The 16,448-nt window shown below is 38.2% G+C and carries 13 protein-coding genes and 1 pseudogene; 6 read left to right on the top strand and 8 right to left on the bottom strand.

The genetic code is table 11. The features are described from left to right. Nucleotides 1-217: 217 nt before the first annotated feature. Nucleotides 218-646 (top strand): hypothetical protein, encoded by a 429-nt coding sequence (locus tag KIT27_06665; GenBank protein MCW5589331.1) that lies wholly within the window; start codon nt 218-220, stop codon nt 644-646. Then, complete coding sequence (locus KIT27_06660; protein ID MCW5589330.1) at nt 633-1,406, top strand: nucleotidyl transferase AbiEii/AbiGii toxin family protein; 774 nt, start codon at nt 633-635, stop codon at nt 1,404-1,406. The genes KIT27_06665 and KIT27_06660 overlap by 14 nt, the downstream gene beginning before the upstream one ends. A gap of 5 nt (nt 1,407-1,411) precedes the next feature. On the opposite strand, the gene KIT27_06655 is transcribed toward KIT27_06660, so the two are convergent. Next, nucleotides 1,412-3,412 carry a primosomal protein N' gene (locus KIT27_06655; GenBank protein ID MCW5589329.1) on the bottom strand — a complete coding sequence of 667 codons (2,001 nt, stop codon included), beginning with the start codon at nt 3,410-3,412 and terminating at the stop codon, nt 1,412-1,414. Between the two features lie 71 nt (nt 3,413-3,483). On the opposite strand from KIT27_06655, the gene ppk1 reads away from it, so the two are divergent. After that, on the top strand, nt 3,484-5,568 hold the full coding sequence (ppk1, locus tag KIT27_06650; GenBank protein ID MCW5589328.1) for a polyphosphate kinase 1: 2,085 nt from the start codon (nt 3,484-3,486) through the stop codon (nt 5,566-5,568). 6 nt (nt 5,569-5,574) lie between these two features. On the opposite strand, the gene rsmB is transcribed toward ppk1, so the two are convergent. Beyond that, entirely contained in the window at nt 5,575-6,861 is a 1,287-nt protein-coding gene (gene rsmB / locus KIT27_06645) for a 16S rRNA (cytosine(967)-C(5))-methyltransferase RsmB (GenBank protein MCW5589327.1), read from the bottom strand. Between the two features lie 2 nt (nt 6,862-6,863). Further along, the gene (gene fmt / locus KIT27_06640; GenBank protein ID MCW5589326.1) at nt 6,864-7,793 is read right to left on the bottom strand and encodes a methionyl-tRNA formyltransferase; all 930 of its coding nucleotides are present in this window, start codon (nt 7,791-7,793) and stop codon (nt 6,864-6,866) included. Nucleotides 7,794-8,044: 251 nt separating this feature from the next. Here fmt and motA point away from each other — a divergent pair, with 251 nt between their 5' ends. Then, nucleotides 8,045-8,902 carry a flagellar motor stator protein MotA gene (motA, locus tag KIT27_06635; protein ID MCW5589325.1) on the top strand — a complete coding sequence of 286 codons (858 nt, stop codon included), beginning with the start codon at nt 8,045-8,047 and terminating at the stop codon, nt 8,900-8,902. Between the two features lie 10 nt (nt 8,903-8,912). Next, complete coding sequence (gene motB, locus KIT27_06630; protein ID MCW5589324.1) at nt 8,913-9,800, top strand: flagellar motor protein MotB; 888 nt, start codon at nt 8,913-8,915, stop codon at nt 9,798-9,800. Nucleotides 9,801-9,832: 32 nt separating this feature from the next. Here the strand turns inward: motB and KIT27_06625 are convergent, their stop codons facing one another. The 3 genes and pseudogenes from KIT27_06625 to KIT27_06615 all read right to left on the bottom strand — a co-directional run bounded on the left by KIT27_06625 (nt 9,833) and on the right by KIT27_06615 (nt 13,901). Further along, nucleotides 9,833-11,131, bottom strand: a complete 1,299-nt coding sequence (locus KIT27_06625) for a nitrate/sulfonate/bicarbonate ABC transporter ATP-binding protein (protein ID MCW5589323.1) — start codon at nt 11,129-11,131, stop codon at nt 9,833-9,835. Between the two features lie 25 nt (nt 11,132-11,156). Next, nucleotides 11,157-12,896, bottom strand: a complete 1,740-nt coding sequence (locus KIT27_06620; GenBank protein MCW5589322.1) for an ABC transporter permease subunit — start codon at nt 12,894-12,896, stop codon at nt 11,157-11,159. 17 nt (nt 12,897-12,913) lie between these two features. After that, nucleotides 12,914-13,901 (bottom strand): annotated as a pseudogene (locus KIT27_06615) (phosphotransferase). A gap of 87 nt (nt 13,902-13,988) precedes the next feature. On the opposite strand from KIT27_06615, the gene KIT27_06610 reads away from it, so the two are divergent. Further along, nucleotides 13,989-14,393, top strand: a complete 405-nt coding sequence (locus KIT27_06610; protein MCW5589321.1) for a GFA family protein — start codon at nt 13,989-13,991, stop codon at nt 14,391-14,393. Between the two features lie 203 nt (nt 14,394-14,596). Here KIT27_06610 and KIT27_06605 read toward each other — a convergent pair whose 3' ends face one another. Both KIT27_06605 and KIT27_06600 read right to left on the bottom strand, forming a co-directional pair. Next, nucleotides 14,597-15,397 carry a hypothetical protein gene (locus tag KIT27_06605; GenBank protein ID MCW5589320.1) on the bottom strand — a complete coding sequence of 267 codons (801 nt, stop codon included), beginning with the start codon at nt 15,395-15,397 and terminating at the stop codon, nt 14,597-14,599. A 94-nt stretch (nt 15,398-15,491) separates the two neighbouring features. After that, complete coding sequence (locus KIT27_06600) at nt 15,492-16,100, bottom strand: DNA-3-methyladenine glycosylase (protein MCW5589319.1); 609 nt, start codon at nt 16,098-16,100, stop codon at nt 15,492-15,494. Nucleotides 16,101-16,448: the final 348 nt, after the last annotated feature.

Here is a 16,448-nt window from a genome sequence, read left to right as displayed (position 1 = left end):
ATATACATTTTTGTATACTTCGAGAAACAAAATGCATTATCGCGACTTAGAAAAGTACCTCAAACCGCTTGGTTTGTTCTCGCTGGAGACCCTTCGCCTCAAAGCACCGAGCATTCGGTCGTCAGAGCTAACCCGATGGGAACAAAAAGGTTATATCAAACGAATAATACGGGGCTGGTATCTATTTGCTGATATTCCTCTCACCGAAGAGTTATTAATGTTGATTGCTAACAAGCTAGTTTATCCTTCCTATATTTCTCTCGAACTCGTCTTTGCGCTGCATAATTTGATCCCTGAAGGAGTATTTGAAATTACGGCCATTACTAGCAAAAAAACTCAACGTTTCGAGTCTGAGATTGCGAATTTTAATTATCGCCATCTAAAACCAACGCTGATATTTGGTTATTATTTACATGATACTGAATTTGGCAAAGTGAATATTGCATTTCTTGAAAAGGCATTATTAGATTTTTTATACTTAATGCCAGAAGCTGATAATCTGAATTTCTTTTACGAATTACGTTTTGATAAAAATGAATTGAACGCCAAAATTGATCGAGAAAAATTATTTTGCTATTTAAAAATTTTTGATAAAAGAAAACTCACTCAACGTACTATGAGGTTCCTCGATTATGTTACTAATTAATGAGATTGAAAAGGAATATCCAGAAAAGCTACGTCCATTCAAACGATTTATTTTACGAGAATATTTACAATATAAAATACTGAATATTATTTATTCTAGCAAATATGGAAAAGATTTGTCTTTTATTGGCGGAACTGCTTTAAGGATCTTATATCAAAACCAGCGATTTTCAGAAGACCTTGATTTCGATAATTTAGGATTAAATCGGGAATCATTGACTGAGTTAACTCACATTATATGCTCATCATTAAAAAATGAAGGATTTGAGTCAACCATAAAAAATACCATGAAGAATGCTTTTCGTTGTCGAATTAAAATCCCAAAGCTTCTTTATGACAATAAATTATCTCCAATTAAAGAAGAAATCATATTAATTCAATTTGATACTGAACCTCAGTCATTTCCACATAACACAGAATTGAAACTTATTAACCGTTTTGATGTCCTGCAAAACATAGTTACCTCCCCACTAGATGTTCTTTTTAGTCAAAAATTATATGCAGCGTTTAACCGAAAAAGGCCGAAGGGAAGAGACTTTTTTGATATCATTTTTTTGTCCAATAAAACAAAACCTAATTTCGAATATCTTAAATTGAAACTGAATATAGACAATATTAATAAATTAAAAGATTACCTAATTGAAAAATGCTCAAAAGTAGATTTTAGTGATTTGGCCAATGATGTCCGGCCATTTTTATTCAATTCGGCTGATATTAACAAAGTTAAGCTTTTCCCCGATTGGGTGAAATCTATTACATAAGCTAATCAAGACAAAACATCTTGCGGATCGATTTCCACGCTCCAACGAACTCTCGGCTGTGAAGTATGTTCAATTTTCTTTAAGCATTTTTTTATTGCTGCGTGCAATGGTGCTCTTTGCTTAGCGTTTAATAATAATAAGGCACGATATTTTCCAGCGCGCTTTTCTAATAATGCAGGAATTGGACCTAATACCGTAATATTTTCATTGATCAAATACTTTTTAAACGATTCTAAAAACTCAATAGCATCTTGGCGCTGTTTGGCATCACTTCGTACTAATGCGAGGTAGCTAAACGGCGGTAATTGCGCGATGCGGCGTTCTTGAGTAAGCACTGTTAAAAATTGATGATAATCGTGTTTGATTAAACACTGTAATAATTGATGTTGGGGTTGATGAGTTTGTATATAAACCTGACCAAACTGATCTTCTCGCCCGGCGCGACCTGACACTTGCATTAATAATTGCCCCATGCGTTCACTGGCACGAAAATCGGCACTAAGTAAACCGCTATCGGCATCGACAATGACCACCATAGTGACTTTAGGAAAATGATGTCCTTTTGCAATCATTTGTGTGCCCACAATAATTTCGGCCTGATTATTTTGAATTTGCGTTAAGAGCTTTTCGAGTTCACCTTTTTTTCGTGTGGTATCGCGATCAATCCGCACAATAGTTTTATCAGGAAATAATTGTGTTAATTGTTCAACTAGTTTTTCGGTACCTATTCCAACGGTAAATAACGTTTGCGCTTGGCATTGTGGACAGTGTTTAAATAAATTTTGATTAGCTCCACAATGATGACAAAATAATTTTTTTTCTGCGGCATGCCAAGTCAAATGCGCATCGCAGTTTTTGCAATCTGCCATCCAACCACACTGATGACACATTACCAGTGGCGCATAACCTCGACGATTTAAAAATAATAATACTTGTTGCTTTTTTTCCAGGGTTTGATGAATTCCTTCGATCACCGTTGGCGTTAAATTGGCTTTTAATTCTTGAGATCGTAAATCTATAATATTTATTTTAGGTAGCATAGCATTACCAGCACGTTCTGTCAGTTGCAAATAATGATAACGCCTCTGTTTAGCATTCAAATAACTTTCTAACGACGGAGTTGCTGAACCTAAAATAATGGGTATGGCGCATTGTTTAGCACGTACAATTGCTAAATCGCGTGCTGAGTAGCGAAAGCCTTCTTGTTGTTTAAATGATAAATCGTGTTCTTCGTCTAAAATAATTAATCCTAATTGACGACACGGTGTAAAAATTGCAGAACGCGTACCAATCACGATGGGAATAGTAGCATCACGAATTTTCAGCCAAATTTGCATACGTGTTTTATCGGTTAACCCAGAATGTAGCACCGTCACCTGGTCGCCAAAACGGTGGGTAAATCGGATCATGGTTTGGGGCGTGAGGGCAATTTCTGGCACTAATACCAATATTTGTTTGTGGTGTTGGAGCACTTTTTCAATAATTTGTAAATAGATCTCTGTTTTCCCGCTACCAGTTACACCATCCAGTAAAAAGGTGGCGAAATGATCTAATTGCGCCGTAATTTTTTCCACCGCTGCGATTTGCTCTGAATTTAAAATTATTGAGGGTTTATCATCATCATTCATTTTCTTTTTGCTAGTTATTTTATTAGTAGATGATAAATTAGCTTCACGACCTTCACGTAATAATTTTGGTAGTGCACTACTGAGTACGTCACCTAAAGGATGATGATAATAATCACTTGCCCAGTGACATAACTTTAATAACGTTTCATCAATTAAGGGCGTCTCATCTAGAATTCGAATAATTGGTTTTAATTGTTTAAGCGCTAATTCCGTGTGAGTATCTACGGCAATAACGATCCCTACCATTTGACGCGCACCAAAAGGCACTAACACCCGTGCACCAATAGCGGGAATACGCTGAGTGTCATCTAAACGATAATCAAAACAGTTTCTGAGTGGTGTTGCCATTGCAATGTGCACGATTGTGGGTTTTAACATCTTTTTCCATTCATTTTGCCATTTTGAGCTAAAATAAAGATATAGGGGATAAAACGCAATAGTGGTTCATCATGACAACGAATTATTCTAGCGATTGCTTTATAAATCGCGAATTAGCATTATTGCAATTCGATTATCGCGTTCTAGCCATGGCCTACGATCGCTCGTTGCCCTTGCTGGAACGTTTAAATTATTTGTTTATTTGTAGTTCTAATCTCGATGAATTTTTCGAAGTACGTGTAGCGGGCTTAAAAAATCAATTGCTTTATGGTAGGCCGCGGATCGATGCCGATGGGTTGAGCACAGAAGAAGTGATGAGCCGAATTTCGGTGACGGCGCACATGTTCGTGCAAGAAATGTATCAACTGTTAAATGATGATTTAATTCCGGCACTTCATCGAGAAAAAATTTATATTTTAAATGTCGGCGATTGGACACCAGAACAAGCAGATTGGATTAAACATTATTTTGAAGATGAAATTTTACCAGTAATTTCACCGATTGGTTTAGATCTCGCTCATCCTTTTCCACGCCTGGTCAATAAAAGTTTAAATTATATTGTTTCGTTAACTGGAAAAGATGCATTCAATCGCGATAGTGGTTTAGCGGTCGTGAATGCACCGCGTAATTTACAACGGGTAATTCGTTTACCCGATACTATTTGTGATCATGGCGATAATTATGTGTTATTAAATTCAATTATTAATGAATATGCCAAAGAATTATTTCCTGGAATGAAAGTAAATGGCTGTTACCAATTTAGAATCACTCGTAATAGCGATTTACTGGTCGATGAAGATAATACCGATGATCTAGCTCATGCCTTAAAAAATAAATTATTTTCACGCCGCTACGGCACTGCGGTGCGTTTAGAAATTGCCGCCGATTGCCCCGATCAAATTGCTGAGTTTTTATTAAATAAACATGGTTTAAATAATTCTGAACTTTATCGAGTGAATGGTCCGGTTAATTTAAGCCGATTTCGCACCATTTTAGACTTAACTAATCGCCCTGATTTATTATTCCCAGTCTTTACTCCCACACTACCCAATCGACTGACTCATAAACAAGATATTTTCGAAACTATTCGTAATGCCGATATTTTATTACATCACCCGTATCAATCGTTTGCCCCAGTTGTTGATTTTATTCGTCAGGCAACTATTGACCCAAATGTGCTCGCCATTAAATTAACTTTATATCGGTTTGATAAAGATTCGCAAATGGCCGATGCCTTAGTAGATGCCGCACGCGCAGGTAAACAAGTAACCGCCGTTGTGGAGTTAAGAGCGCGCTTTGATGAAGAACGCAATATTGGTTTTGCCTCGCGTTTACAAGAAGCAGGTGCTCTGGTTATCTATGGCATTATTGGATTCAAAACGCATGCAAAAATGATATTAGTGGTCAGGCGTGAGCAAGGGAAAATCAAACGTTATGCGCATATTAGCACAGGAAATTATCATGCGAACAATGCCAAACTTTACACTGATTTTAGTTTATTCACTTACGATCAAGCAATAACTGAAGATATTCATAATGTCTTTCAGCAATTAACGGGTATGGGACAAATTGTTAAATTAAAAAAATTATTACAATCTCCTTTCACTTTGTATAAATCCTTATTAAATTATATTAATTTTGAAATTGAACAAGCCAAAGCCGGCAAGCCGGCACGTATTATTGCCAAAATGAATGCGCTTACTGACGAAGGAATTATTAAAGCCCTTTATGAAGCATCAAGTGCGGGAGTGAAAATTGATTTAATTGTTCGTGGTGTCTGTTGTTTATGCCCAAAAATTAAGGATATTTCAGAAAATATTCGTGTACGTTCTTTGGTTGGAAGATTTTTAGAACATTCTCGCGTTTATTATTTTCTGCATGGTGGAGATGAAAAATTATATATTAGCAGCGCCGATTGGATGGAACGCAATCTCGCACATCGTGTGGAAATTGCCGTACCTATTGAAGATCCAGAATTAAAAAAGATCATCAAATATGAAGGATTAGAAGTTCACTTACAAGATAATATGCAAGCCTGGGAATTGCAAAAAACCGGATTTTATAAACAACTCAAACCCAGCGAAAAGCAACCCGCCAAAAGCGCGCAAGGCCTCTTGATTGAGCAACACAGCACTACGCCTTCTTCGAAGGCTTAGTATAAATTATTTTATTTCATCTTTACCCAACAACGCATAATAAAATCCATCTTGGGTGAGACTCGTGACAATTGGCATGGTAAGCATTTGAGATAAAAAAGCAAGCTCTAGCATTTTAGCGTCACTGTGTTTGGCTAAAAATTGTTGAATAATACGCTGATTTTCCTCGGGAAAGAGCGAACAGGTCACGTACAATAATTTTCCGCCAGGTTTTAATGTTTGCCAAAGTGTGGTTAATAAATCCATTTGTGTTTTGGTTAGTGTTATTAAATCACTTTCTTGGCGCAAGAGTTTAATATCAGGATGATGGCGAATAACGCCAGAGGCCGAACAGGGGACGTCTAAAATGATTTTATCGAACGGTATCTCATCCCACCAACTTGCCAGATCTTGCGCTTCAGCACCGAAGAAAGTGGTATTGATTTGCATGCGCTGGATATTTTCTTGTAATTTTTGCAAACGGTGCGGATTATTTTCTATCGCTATTAATTCTAATTGTGGTTCGATTTCTGCTAAATGACACAGTTTACCACCTGGTGCCGCACACGCATCTAAAATTCGATCGTTTTTTTGCGGTGCTAATAAATATGCCGCTAATTGCGCGCTTTCACTTTGTACAAAAAACCAACCCGCTTGAAATCCAGGGAGTTCTGGGATGATGACTTTGCTACTAACTGTTATGGCAGCAGGGCTTAATTGACAGGCTTGTGCTTGAATACCCTTATCGAGTAAACATTTTAAATAGTCATCGCGCGTGATTTTTTGCAGATTAACGCGAATAACCAGCGATGGCATATAATTATTGGCTTGCAAAATAGTCTGGTAATTTTCAGGATAGTGATGTTTAATTTTTTCAATCATCCATTGCGGATGTGAATAGCGAAAAACCTCATTTTCATTTAATGTTTGATCTAAACTTTCTCGCTCGCGTAAAAATCGACGTAGCACTCCATTAACTAATTTACTCGCCCATGCTTCATTAATTTTTTTGCTAAGCTCCACCATTTCGTTAACGGCGGCAAATTCGGGAGTGCGCATATAAATAATTTGATATAAACCCATCAATAAAATAATTTTTATGGGGAGCTTTTTTCCGGTTAAGGGCTTTTCCACTAAACTATTTAAATAACATTCTAATTGATGATAATAACGACATACTCCCATGACCATTTCTTGCAGCCACGCTTTATCACGTCTTTCGTTAATCGTGGATAACTCAAGAGCTAATAAAGAATTTAATGATTTTTTTTCGCGTAATACTTTCAATAAAATAGTAAATGCTATTTTTTTCATAGTTATTCCAAAACCGTTTGTAAAGACCAAGGCAAACTGCGTCCATTAATAAGTTCAGCCACTGAACAAGCTTTTTTCCCAGGCATTTGAATGATTTCCACTCGCAAGGCATTTTTGCCGCAAGCAATAAGAATCCCAGATTTATCAATTTTTAAGAGTGTGCCGGGATGTGCTTGGTGGGTAATTATTTCAAGATGTGCCTGCCAAAATTTAATCCGTTGTCCGGCAAAAAATGCAAATGCACCAGGTTGTGGATTAAACGCATTAATTTTTCGTAAATTTACTAAGGCATCCTCTTGCCAATTTATTTTAGCATCATTGGTATTAATTTTACTGGCGTAGGTCGCTAACTGTTCATTTTGTGGTTGTGGAATTAAGGTAGTAATATGAGTTAACACGTCATGCGTTAATTCAGCGCCCATGAGAGCTAAATGTCGATTTAAAAAATCCGCTGTCATTGAATCGTCTAACACTATTTTTTTTTGTAAATATACATCACCCGTATCTAAATATTCATTCATTTTCATGATCGACACGCCCGTTATCGCATCACCATTTAAAATTGCCTGAATGATGGGAGCGGCACCTCGCCAACGCGGTAATAATGAAGGATGAATATTAATACAACCCAACGGCGGAATATCGAGCACTGTTTTAGGAATTAATAAACCATAGGCAAACACCACCATCACCTCAGCTTGCCAGTGTTTTAATTCTGCAACCACAGCGGGATCTCGCAAACTCACCGGCTGACAAACCGGAATGTCGGCGTGTTCAGCAAATTGTTTCACCGCACTGGCTTGTAATTGACGCCCACGTCCGGCAGCGCGATCGGGTTGCGTATAAACGGCTACAATGTTATGTCCGTAGGCAATTAATTTTTCTAATGCTAAAGCGGCAAAATCGGGCGTGCCGGCAAAAATTATCTTCACATCATGTCTCTTGAGGTTGCTGTCAGTTTCTAAGCTAGATTATATACTAATTCATTGGAAAATTTGCAGCACAAACACCGATCAGGGATCCCTGCGGAAAAGCCTGGGTAAACAAGGATGCCGTGATCGTGCTGACAAAAATTAACTGTCTGATTATTGTAAACTTTTGACAAAATCGGAGATTGGTTTTAGCATCTAGATCCATACCAAAAAAATCATTGTAGGACGAACTAACAGGGATTAATGCTAGCATGTTTGTGATTATCGGTTTTTTAATTGTTATTGGATCAGTCTTTGGGGGATTTGCTTTAGCGGGTGGGCATTTAGCCACGCTGTGGCAACCGGTTGAAGTCTTGATGATCGGTGGTTCGGCTGTTGGCGCGTTTTTAGTGACCAATGGCGGAAAAGTTTCTAAAGCAGTATTAAAAGCCCTGCCCACGGTTTTCAAAGGTGATAAATACAATAAAAAATTTTACGGCGAATTATTGTCTTTGATGTTTCGCATTACTCTAAAAATGAAAAACAGTGGCCCCATTGCCATTGAAAACGATATTGAAAATCCTAAAGAAAGTAGTTTATTCACCGAATATCCCTTGGTTTTAAAAGATCATCATTTATTAGATTTTATTTGCGATTATTTTCGTTTGGTAGTTTCAGGGACAGCCGATTATTTTCAAATTGAAAATTTAATGGATGTGGAAATCGAAACGCACCACCATGAAAGTGAAGCACCTGCAAGTGCCATTCAAACGTTAGCAGATGGATTACCTGCGTTTGGTATCGTCGCCGCCGTGATGGGGGTAGTCCACACCATGGAATCGATTAATCTACCACCAGCAGAATTAGGTATTTTAATTGCTGCCGCACTCGTGGGAACGTTTTTAGGTATTTTATTAGGGTATGGTTTTGTGGGGCCGTTAGCTGGCTTATTAAAACATCGCGTTGAAACCAGTTCTAAAGCCTTTGTCGTAGTAAAAGTTATTATTCTCGCAACAATTAATAGCTATCCGCCAGCCATTGCGCTGGAATTTGGCCGCAAAGTATTATTTTCTACCGAACGCTTAAGCTTTAATGAATTAGACGAAATGCTAAAAGAGCTGAAAAAATAGGATTATTGCCATGGCACAAGATAAAGAGAGCAAAACTGAGGAAGAAAAAGCCCCCATCATTGTTAAAAAAATTAAAGCTGGCGGGCATGGTCATCACGGTGGTGCCTGGAAAATTGCCTATGCCGATTTCGTCACCGCAATGATGGCATTCTTTTTATTAATGTGGTTACTAGCTTCCTTGAATAAATATCAAAAAGAAGGTATTGCTGAATATTTTAAAGATCCATTAAGCCCTAATTTAGCAAAATATCGCACGATTACGGAAAAAGAAATGCCCTTACCGGAAGGTGCTAAGGCAGAAGAAAAGAAAGAAAAGGCTGAAGAAAAAACCATTCCTCCTGCCAAACCCGATCCTAAGCAATTAGCTGACCAAAAAGCGAAAGAAGAAGAAAAAAAGCGTTTAGAAGAATTGAAAAAGCAATTATTAAATAACATTAAAAACGATCCTCAATTATCCCAATTTAAAGATCAAATTTATGTCGACGTTTTGCAAAATGGTTTACGCATTCGTTTAAATGATATTGAAGGTAAACCTATGTTCGAGTCTGGCAGCTCTGAACTCAATGAGCAAACTAAACAAGTGATGGAATGGTTAGGCAAAGAATTAAATAATATGCCCAATAAAGTCGTAATTGTGGGTCATACCGATGCTAAACCGTTTGCAGGCCGTGGTTTGGGCAGTTATTCAAACTGGGAATTATCAGTCGACCGCGCCAATGCCACGCGTCGTGCGTTAGTCGGGGGCGGTTTGGAAAAAGAAAAAATCATGCGGATTTCTGGCGTGGGTTCGAGCGATCCTTTGGATAAGGCTAATCCTGAAAATCCTATTAATCGGCGAATTAACGTTTATTTGCTAACCAAAGATGCTGAAAAGCAAGAGATTTCTTTAGATAAATAAAATACTGCTTAGTCAATTGCGAGAAATAAATTTTAATTTGGATTTTCCAAACTTAACATACCATCGTTATAATCATAAGCGAAAATTTCTGCGTAACGCCCCCAGTCAATCATGGTACGTAAAATTCTTTCGGCTTCTTCTTCGCTGAAGTAATCTTCAAGCTGATCTAAAAAGAAATCTTCAGATAAACGATGAGTCGATTTTTCATCTAATAATTGACAAATATGTTGTGCGAGTGGAATGTATTTTAATAATTGCGTTTTAAAAATTTGTTTACGCACGAGAATATCGGCATTGGCAAATTCCCGACCTTTGGCGAGTAATTGAATATCGCCATCTTTCACTTGCGCAAAATCAAGAATGACTAACATATCGGTGAGAGGCACTAAATCATCAATATCTTTTTGCGCGTAATCAGCAAGTTCGGGTAAATCCATGCGCCCTTGATATTCTGGAGTATCCAAAGTTTCTAATACCCCTGTTAATTCAGATACTTGCACATCCGGTAAACGGAAACTCAAATCAATTTTACGTAAACGTTGGGTGCGTTGTTGTGGCGATTCATCGCGGCGTGTGGTCATGGCAGTATAAATATCATCAACTAATTGACGAAATTCAGGAGAATCGTCATTGCGCGGATGAGGAATATCCACAATAATTTTTTCGCGAATGTAACCGGGATCACTGCCAAAAATAAAAATACGATCGGCTAGTGCTACTGCTTCTTCAATGTTGTGAGTCACAATCAAGATACCGTTAGTATTGGTTTTTTTGGATTGCCACAGATCTAATAAATCACTGCGTAAATTTTCTGCGGTTAAGACATCTAATGCGGAAAAAGGTTCATCCATTAATAATAAGTCTGGATTGACGACAATTGCCCGCGCAATCCCGACTCGTTGCCGCATACCACCCGATAATTCTTTGGGGTAGGCCGATTCAAATCCATCAAGTCCAATGGTATCGATGGCTTGTAATGCTCGTTGACGTCGTTCGCGGCGATTCACCCCTAAGGCTTCTAAGCCTAATTCGACATTTTGCAACACGGTAAGCCAAGGCATTAAGGCAAAATGTTGGAACACCATAGAAATTCCTTCGACGGGTTTTTCAATGGATTTTCCGCGATAAAAAGCTTCTCCGGCATCAGGAAAAATTAATCCAGCAATAATTCTTAATAAGGTAGATTTTCCCGATCCCGATTTTCCTAGTAAGGCAACAATTTCATTTTCACGCAATGAAAATTTTATATTATCCAATACTAATAATTCTTGATTACCGGATTTTTTAAACGATTTTTTGACATTTTTAATTGTAATAATATCTTTATGCAATGGCTTCATGCGCGAGTCCTTTTATTCAGAGGATCTGAAAACGTTCTTCAGCAAAATTATATAACGGTTTCCAGAATAATCGATTAATAATTAATACGTAAAGGCACATCACCGTGATGCCTAAAGTAATGCGCGGATAATCTCCAAGTTCGGTAAAATGCGTAATATACGCGCCAAGTCCTGTCGCACTCAATGTAGTTTTACCCCAGGTCAAAACTTCTGCGACAATGCTAGCATTCCAAGCACCTCCAGCAGCACTTAACGCACCAGTCACATAAAAGGGAAAAATAGCGGGTAAAATTAATCGTCGCCATTTTAATAATCCTTGCACTTGAAAATTTTTTGCTGCGTAATATAAATCTTTGGGAAGTGACGTAGTACCTGCAATCACGTTAAATAAAATATACCATTGGGTTCCTAAAATCATCAGTGGCGTGCACCAAACATTCACATTCAGATGAAAGGTAATGATAAATAATACCAGTGGCGGAAATAATAAGTTTGCTGGAAATGCTGCAAAAAATTGAGCGATAGGTTGAATAATTCTGGCAACTCGCGGACGTAGACCAATCCATACGCCAATAGGTACCCAAATGAGTGAACAAATAATAATTAAGACAATAACACGCAAGCCCGTGATAAATCCTAAATAGGCGACATGTATCGCATCTTGGAAAGTTAAGGTTTTAAAAATAAAATGCCACAATCCATGCAAGGTAGCGAGCACTGCTAAAAAAATTAAAGCATACCAAACTACCACCGCCGTTAAGGTAAATGAGTGAGATTTTGGCAGTAAGCCATTTTTTTTTCGAGTTGGAAATATTTTTAGATTAATAAAATAATCGGTAAGAGCACTAATAAAAATCCCGCCATAGCGTATTAATTTCGTGCGTTGTAATAAGATGGTGAGCCAAGGGGGATCGATCGCCGCTTCAGGATCGTATTCTGTTTTAAATTTTTCTGACCAAGCGATAATCGGGCGAAATAGCAATTGATCGTATAACAAAATTACCACTAGCATGGTTACTATCGCATAAAAAACCGCCGTGCTATTGGCATTGCTAATGGCTAATGCAATATAGGAACCCATACCAGGCAACGTGATATTATGATTTGCAACAGAAATGGCTTCTGAAGCTACCACAAAAAACCAACCGGCAGACATTGATATCATGCTATTCCATAATAAGCTCGGCATGGCAAAGGGTACTTCTACTCGCCAAAATTTTTGCCAAGGCGACAATAAGAACATGTCACTTGCTTCATGCAAATCATGCGGCAAGGTACGCAAGGATTGATAAAAACCTAACGCCATATTCCACGCTTGAGAAGTGAAAATCACAAAAATCGCCGCACACTCAGGGCCTAATAAGCTGCCTGGAAAAAGTGCTATAAATCCAGCAATTGAGATGGATAAAAATCCTAAAATGGGTACCGATTGTAAAATATCGATAGCGGGAATAATAATACGTTCCGCATGTTTACTTTTCGCCGCCCAGGCACCAAAGGTAAACGTAAATAATAATGAAAAACACATTGCAATGAGCATGCGCAGCACGGATCGTAATGCGTAATCGGGTAATTTACTTGGGTTTAAAGAAATTAGAATGGGTTGGCCGAGTTGATAGGGTACAGTCATTTGTTTTGCGCCCCACACTAACCCCACAATTAATCCCAGAACTAAAAACAACGCAATCAAATCCCAGCGATTCGTTTGGCTGATAATTTTATCTTTATTAAAAATATTAAGAGTTGTTTTAGGCATTCCAAACGTCCTATGGTTCAACCTGGATTGAAGCTGCTGCCGACCATGAAACATCGATTATAAACAAAAATGCCATGATCACCAGCTATTGCGGGTTTATTTTGACTTAAGGTTAGGGCGTGTGTTATCCAGCATAGGATAGAGTAGTGCTGCTAATCTGAGCATTTTATTAGGATCACCCTTATCTTCTATAGTCCATTGAGCTGAAATGAGGACGCGCAAAAAAACCCAGGCTCGCAAGCGATCCTCAGAAATCGCAAGACTATTTGCCAGCAGTGATAATCGCTGCTTCAGTTTATGAGTAAGAGTTTCAGGAAATTCCCAATCTGAGTTATCTAACACATCAAAAGCCGCCGCTTCAAAGGCCATTTCGCCCCATATGCCTTTAGGATCGATACTTAACCATTGTTGGTGATGCATTAGAATATTTTCTAAATGTAAATCACCATGACAGAGATAGTGATTGGCCGTGGATAAAAGATAGTTTTTAAGTTCTTTTGCTTTATTAATATAGTCAAGGCTTAGACGTGGATCGGTTATTCTATCGATGGCCTCACACCAAGTTGCCACATGAGTATATCCCCCATCTGCCGTGGAAATTGATGCTAATGTTTTTATAACGCCTGCATAAATGTTGATAGTATCGGCAATATTGCTACGGTCTTTTTCTTTGAGCAGATTTCCTGGAATGGCTTGTTGAAGCAAAAGGGCATTATAATCGGCGTGTCTGTCAATAACTTGAATCGATCCCACCCCATTGAATTGTTGTAATGCGCGGTACTCGTTTTCAATGAGTGCCTTATCGCAACTGAATTTTAATACCACCGGTAAATTGTGATGCTGTTTAGCAGTTGCGACATAATTGTAGCTCAGGTTTTTTACCGGCCTCACCTCACTCAACTGCCAATGCATGGATAATTCAGCAATGATATTAGGTAGGTTATTCAACCAGGTTTTGCCTTTATCGCCCCAAACGTTCACAACATTTTCTACTAAGGTTGCCATGCTCATTATGATTTTCTCAAGTTTTCAACGTACTATGATTTACAGTATGATAGTCGTTTTAAAATTAAAGACAGGATGAAGTGTCTAATGAATCAATATCAAGGTCAATGTCTTTGTGGTGCTTGCCATTATATCATTACCGCAGCAGCACCAACCGCCATGTATTTGTGTCACTGTAGTCGATGCCGAAAAGAAACAGGCACCAGTCATGCAGCCACCGTTTTTTTTCAAGATGCTCAATTAGTGTGGCAGCAGGGTGAAAATAATATGACTCATTTTACCTTAGAAAACACTAGGAAACAGCGCTCTTTTTGCAAAACCTGTGGCAGTCCACTGCCAAGATCAGCAGGAGGTACCAGCGTAGTTTTACCAGCCGGCACCTTAAATGAAGATACCTCTCTCCAACCCACCGCCCATATTTTTTATTTAAATCGCGCTTCTTGGGAAGATAAATTAATCAATTTAAAACGATTTGAGGGATTGCCGGAATAAGGATGACTGTTGTATAAAGTTTTTTGTTCTGCACGTTTTGCCATTTTGAATCACACGATTTTTGGGACGATTGTCATATTACTGCTATTCACTCACCTTATCGTTTCTGGATATCCCCTCAAACAGAGTTACTTTTTCTAATATTTCTTCACGAAAACCTGATTGATTAGCCGCTACTGCTAAACCTTGTTTATCTAAAATCATTAGAATTCTTCTCCATGATGTCGCAATATTCGATTAGGAATTACCAACTTCCAACGAGAAAAATATTTACCTGATCCACGTTTATTGCGAATCAGATAATGTTTACTTTTTGGCAAATATTTCATTAATAAATTCAATTGCTGTTCACTAACCCCCCAATTCTTTTGATATTTCTCTAAAAAAAAGCCAACTTTAGAAATGAGTGTGGCGTTATTAAGTAATAAAGCGTAATCAATTAATTTTTGAATATTTAGCACACCAACCATTTCAAATGAGGCTAATATATCTTCCCAACCGCCCCCTAACTCTGGCTTATCTAAAACATCAACTATAGTCCTTTCTAAGCTAGTAATGCGTAATTTTACTCCCTGACGTGTTACCGTGTCTGTAGCAACATTTTCTTGTTGATGCGTAATTAATATCTTAGGAAATGCAACACCTTGGAAAGTATGATCATGAAAATAGAATAATTTTTTGTTATAACGTGTTAGGAAATAAAATTGTTGGTAAACCGTGTAAGCCACACCATGGAATTGCAACGCTGTGTGATAGGCAATAATTGCATCGCCAGTTAATTTGCCTGTAATAAGATATGGATCTACATTCACAGTCTCTGGAGTAAACAAATCAGGAACTACAGCAAACAATCCGCGCTGTATTTTAATAAGTTTCCCTTTGCTGAGATAGTAACGTAATAAATTATATTGAGTTGTTTGGTTTTGGGAACCCTGTGCTATTAAAGAATCGTAAAATTCTTGTAGTGTAAAGACCGCTTGTTGAGCAAAAAGGTGTTTAGACATATAGTTGACAAAAGATGTTTATAATATTAATTAAATTAATACCTATTACAAATTTTGTCAACCAAAAAACCTTTGGACCTTCAGCAAGTTAACCTTATCGACTGCAAAATTTTAGGTTAGCAGCATCAATAAAACGATACGGTAAATGCTCATCGCGGCCTTTGGGAATGCCGCGACGTGTGGTCGTAATAATTTTTTGGGGTGAATAATCATTATCGATAAAATAAAAATCATCGTTAAATTGTTGCTGATCCCAATCGCGCACTTTTAAACCTAATGACTTACACAACAAGGTTTGGCCGCTGCATAATTTTTCGCGAGCGCGAATTTTTTGAGTGGGTAAAATGGGATTTAAAGTTTGCATGATCGAAATCATCTGTGGAGACGATTCAATAATGGGATATGCAATGCCCGATTTTATCAAAACCGCATTACCTGCACCCTGACAACTGATGTTCAATGAATCCCCACCCCGCGCGTAATACATGTAAATGGTGCCTGCTGGCATGAATAGGGCTTTACGTTTTTCGGTAAACCCTAAGGAGGCGTGACTGGCTTTATCGTCGAGATAATAGGCTTCAGTTTCAATGATCATCGCCGTTAGTAGATGATCGCTATAATGATGGCAAATGATTTTGCCTAATAATTCGCGCGCAACTTGCACAGCATCGCGATCGAAAAAAGTGGACGTAAGTTTTTTCATCATGCCCTGTTGTAACAGAATCAGGCTAATAAAAGAAGCCCCGGTAATGTGATTAGGTAGGGGGAAGGGAAGATCACCGGGGCGAAGAAGTGCTACTGGTTTGGGGGTCGCCAGTAGCGATTTCCGCGCAGAGAGGGTCGCGCGGCATAGTGGCAACACGAGGTTACCAAAACCATTTACGAGTCACGTATTCCCATCACCACATAGTGTACATTATATACCATAATCTGGCGTACTTACAAGTGGCGCGTAAATATTTTTTTCTTAGCGCCTGTGCAAAATCTTCGAGCTTGAGTCTGAAAGTGTCGATTCTATACATGTCGCCCCCTCTTTCGTCTAAGATTAGGA

Source organism: Legionellales bacterium, assembly GCA_026125385.1.
Lineage (GTDB): Bacteria > Pseudomonadota > Gammaproteobacteria > JAHCLG01 > JAHCLG01 > JAHCLG01.
Note: the sequence above shows the minus strand (reverse complement) of the source record. Positions and strands in the feature narration are given on the sequence as shown.

Excerpts from the sequence above, each read along its gene's own strand:
- motA (MCW5589325.1), top strand. The coding sequence starts at position 8,045 with ATGTTTGTGATTATCGGTTTTTTAATTGTTATTGGATCAGTCTTTGGG.
- KIT27_06620 (MCW5589322.1), bottom strand. The coding sequence starts at position 12,896 with ATGCCTAAAACAACTCTTAATATTTTTAATAAAGATAAAATTATCAGC.
- KIT27_06655 (MCW5589329.1), bottom strand. The coding sequence starts at position 3,412 with ATGTTAAAACCCACAATCGTGCACATTGCAATGGCAACACCACTCAGA.
- KIT27_06610 (MCW5589321.1), top strand. The coding sequence starts at position 13,989 with ATGAATCAATATCAAGGTCAATGTCTTTGTGGTGCTTGCCATTATATC.
- KIT27_06600 (MCW5589319.1), bottom strand. The coding sequence starts at position 16,100 with ATGAAAAAACTTACGTCCACTTTTTTCGATCGCGATGCTGTGCAAGTT.
- rsmB (MCW5589327.1), bottom strand. The coding sequence starts at position 6,861 with ATGAAAAAAATAGCATTTACTATTTTATTGAAAGTATTACGCGAAAAA.
- ppk1 (MCW5589328.1), top strand. The coding sequence starts at position 3,484 with ATGACAACGAATTATTCTAGCGATTGCTTTATAAATCGCGAATTAGCA.
- KIT27_06665 (MCW5589331.1), top strand. The coding sequence starts at position 218 with ATGTTGATTGCTAACAAGCTAGTTTATCCTTCCTATATTTCTCTCGAA.
- motB (MCW5589324.1), top strand. The coding sequence starts at position 8,913 with ATGGCACAAGATAAAGAGAGCAAAACTGAGGAAGAAAAAGCCCCCATC.
- KIT27_06660 (MCW5589330.1), top strand. The coding sequence starts at position 633 with ATGTTACTAATTAATGAGATTGAAAAGGAATATCCAGAAAAGCTACGT.
- KIT27_06605 (MCW5589320.1), bottom strand. The coding sequence starts at position 15,397 with ATGTCTAAACACCTTTTTGCTCAACAAGCGGTCTTTACACTACAAGAA.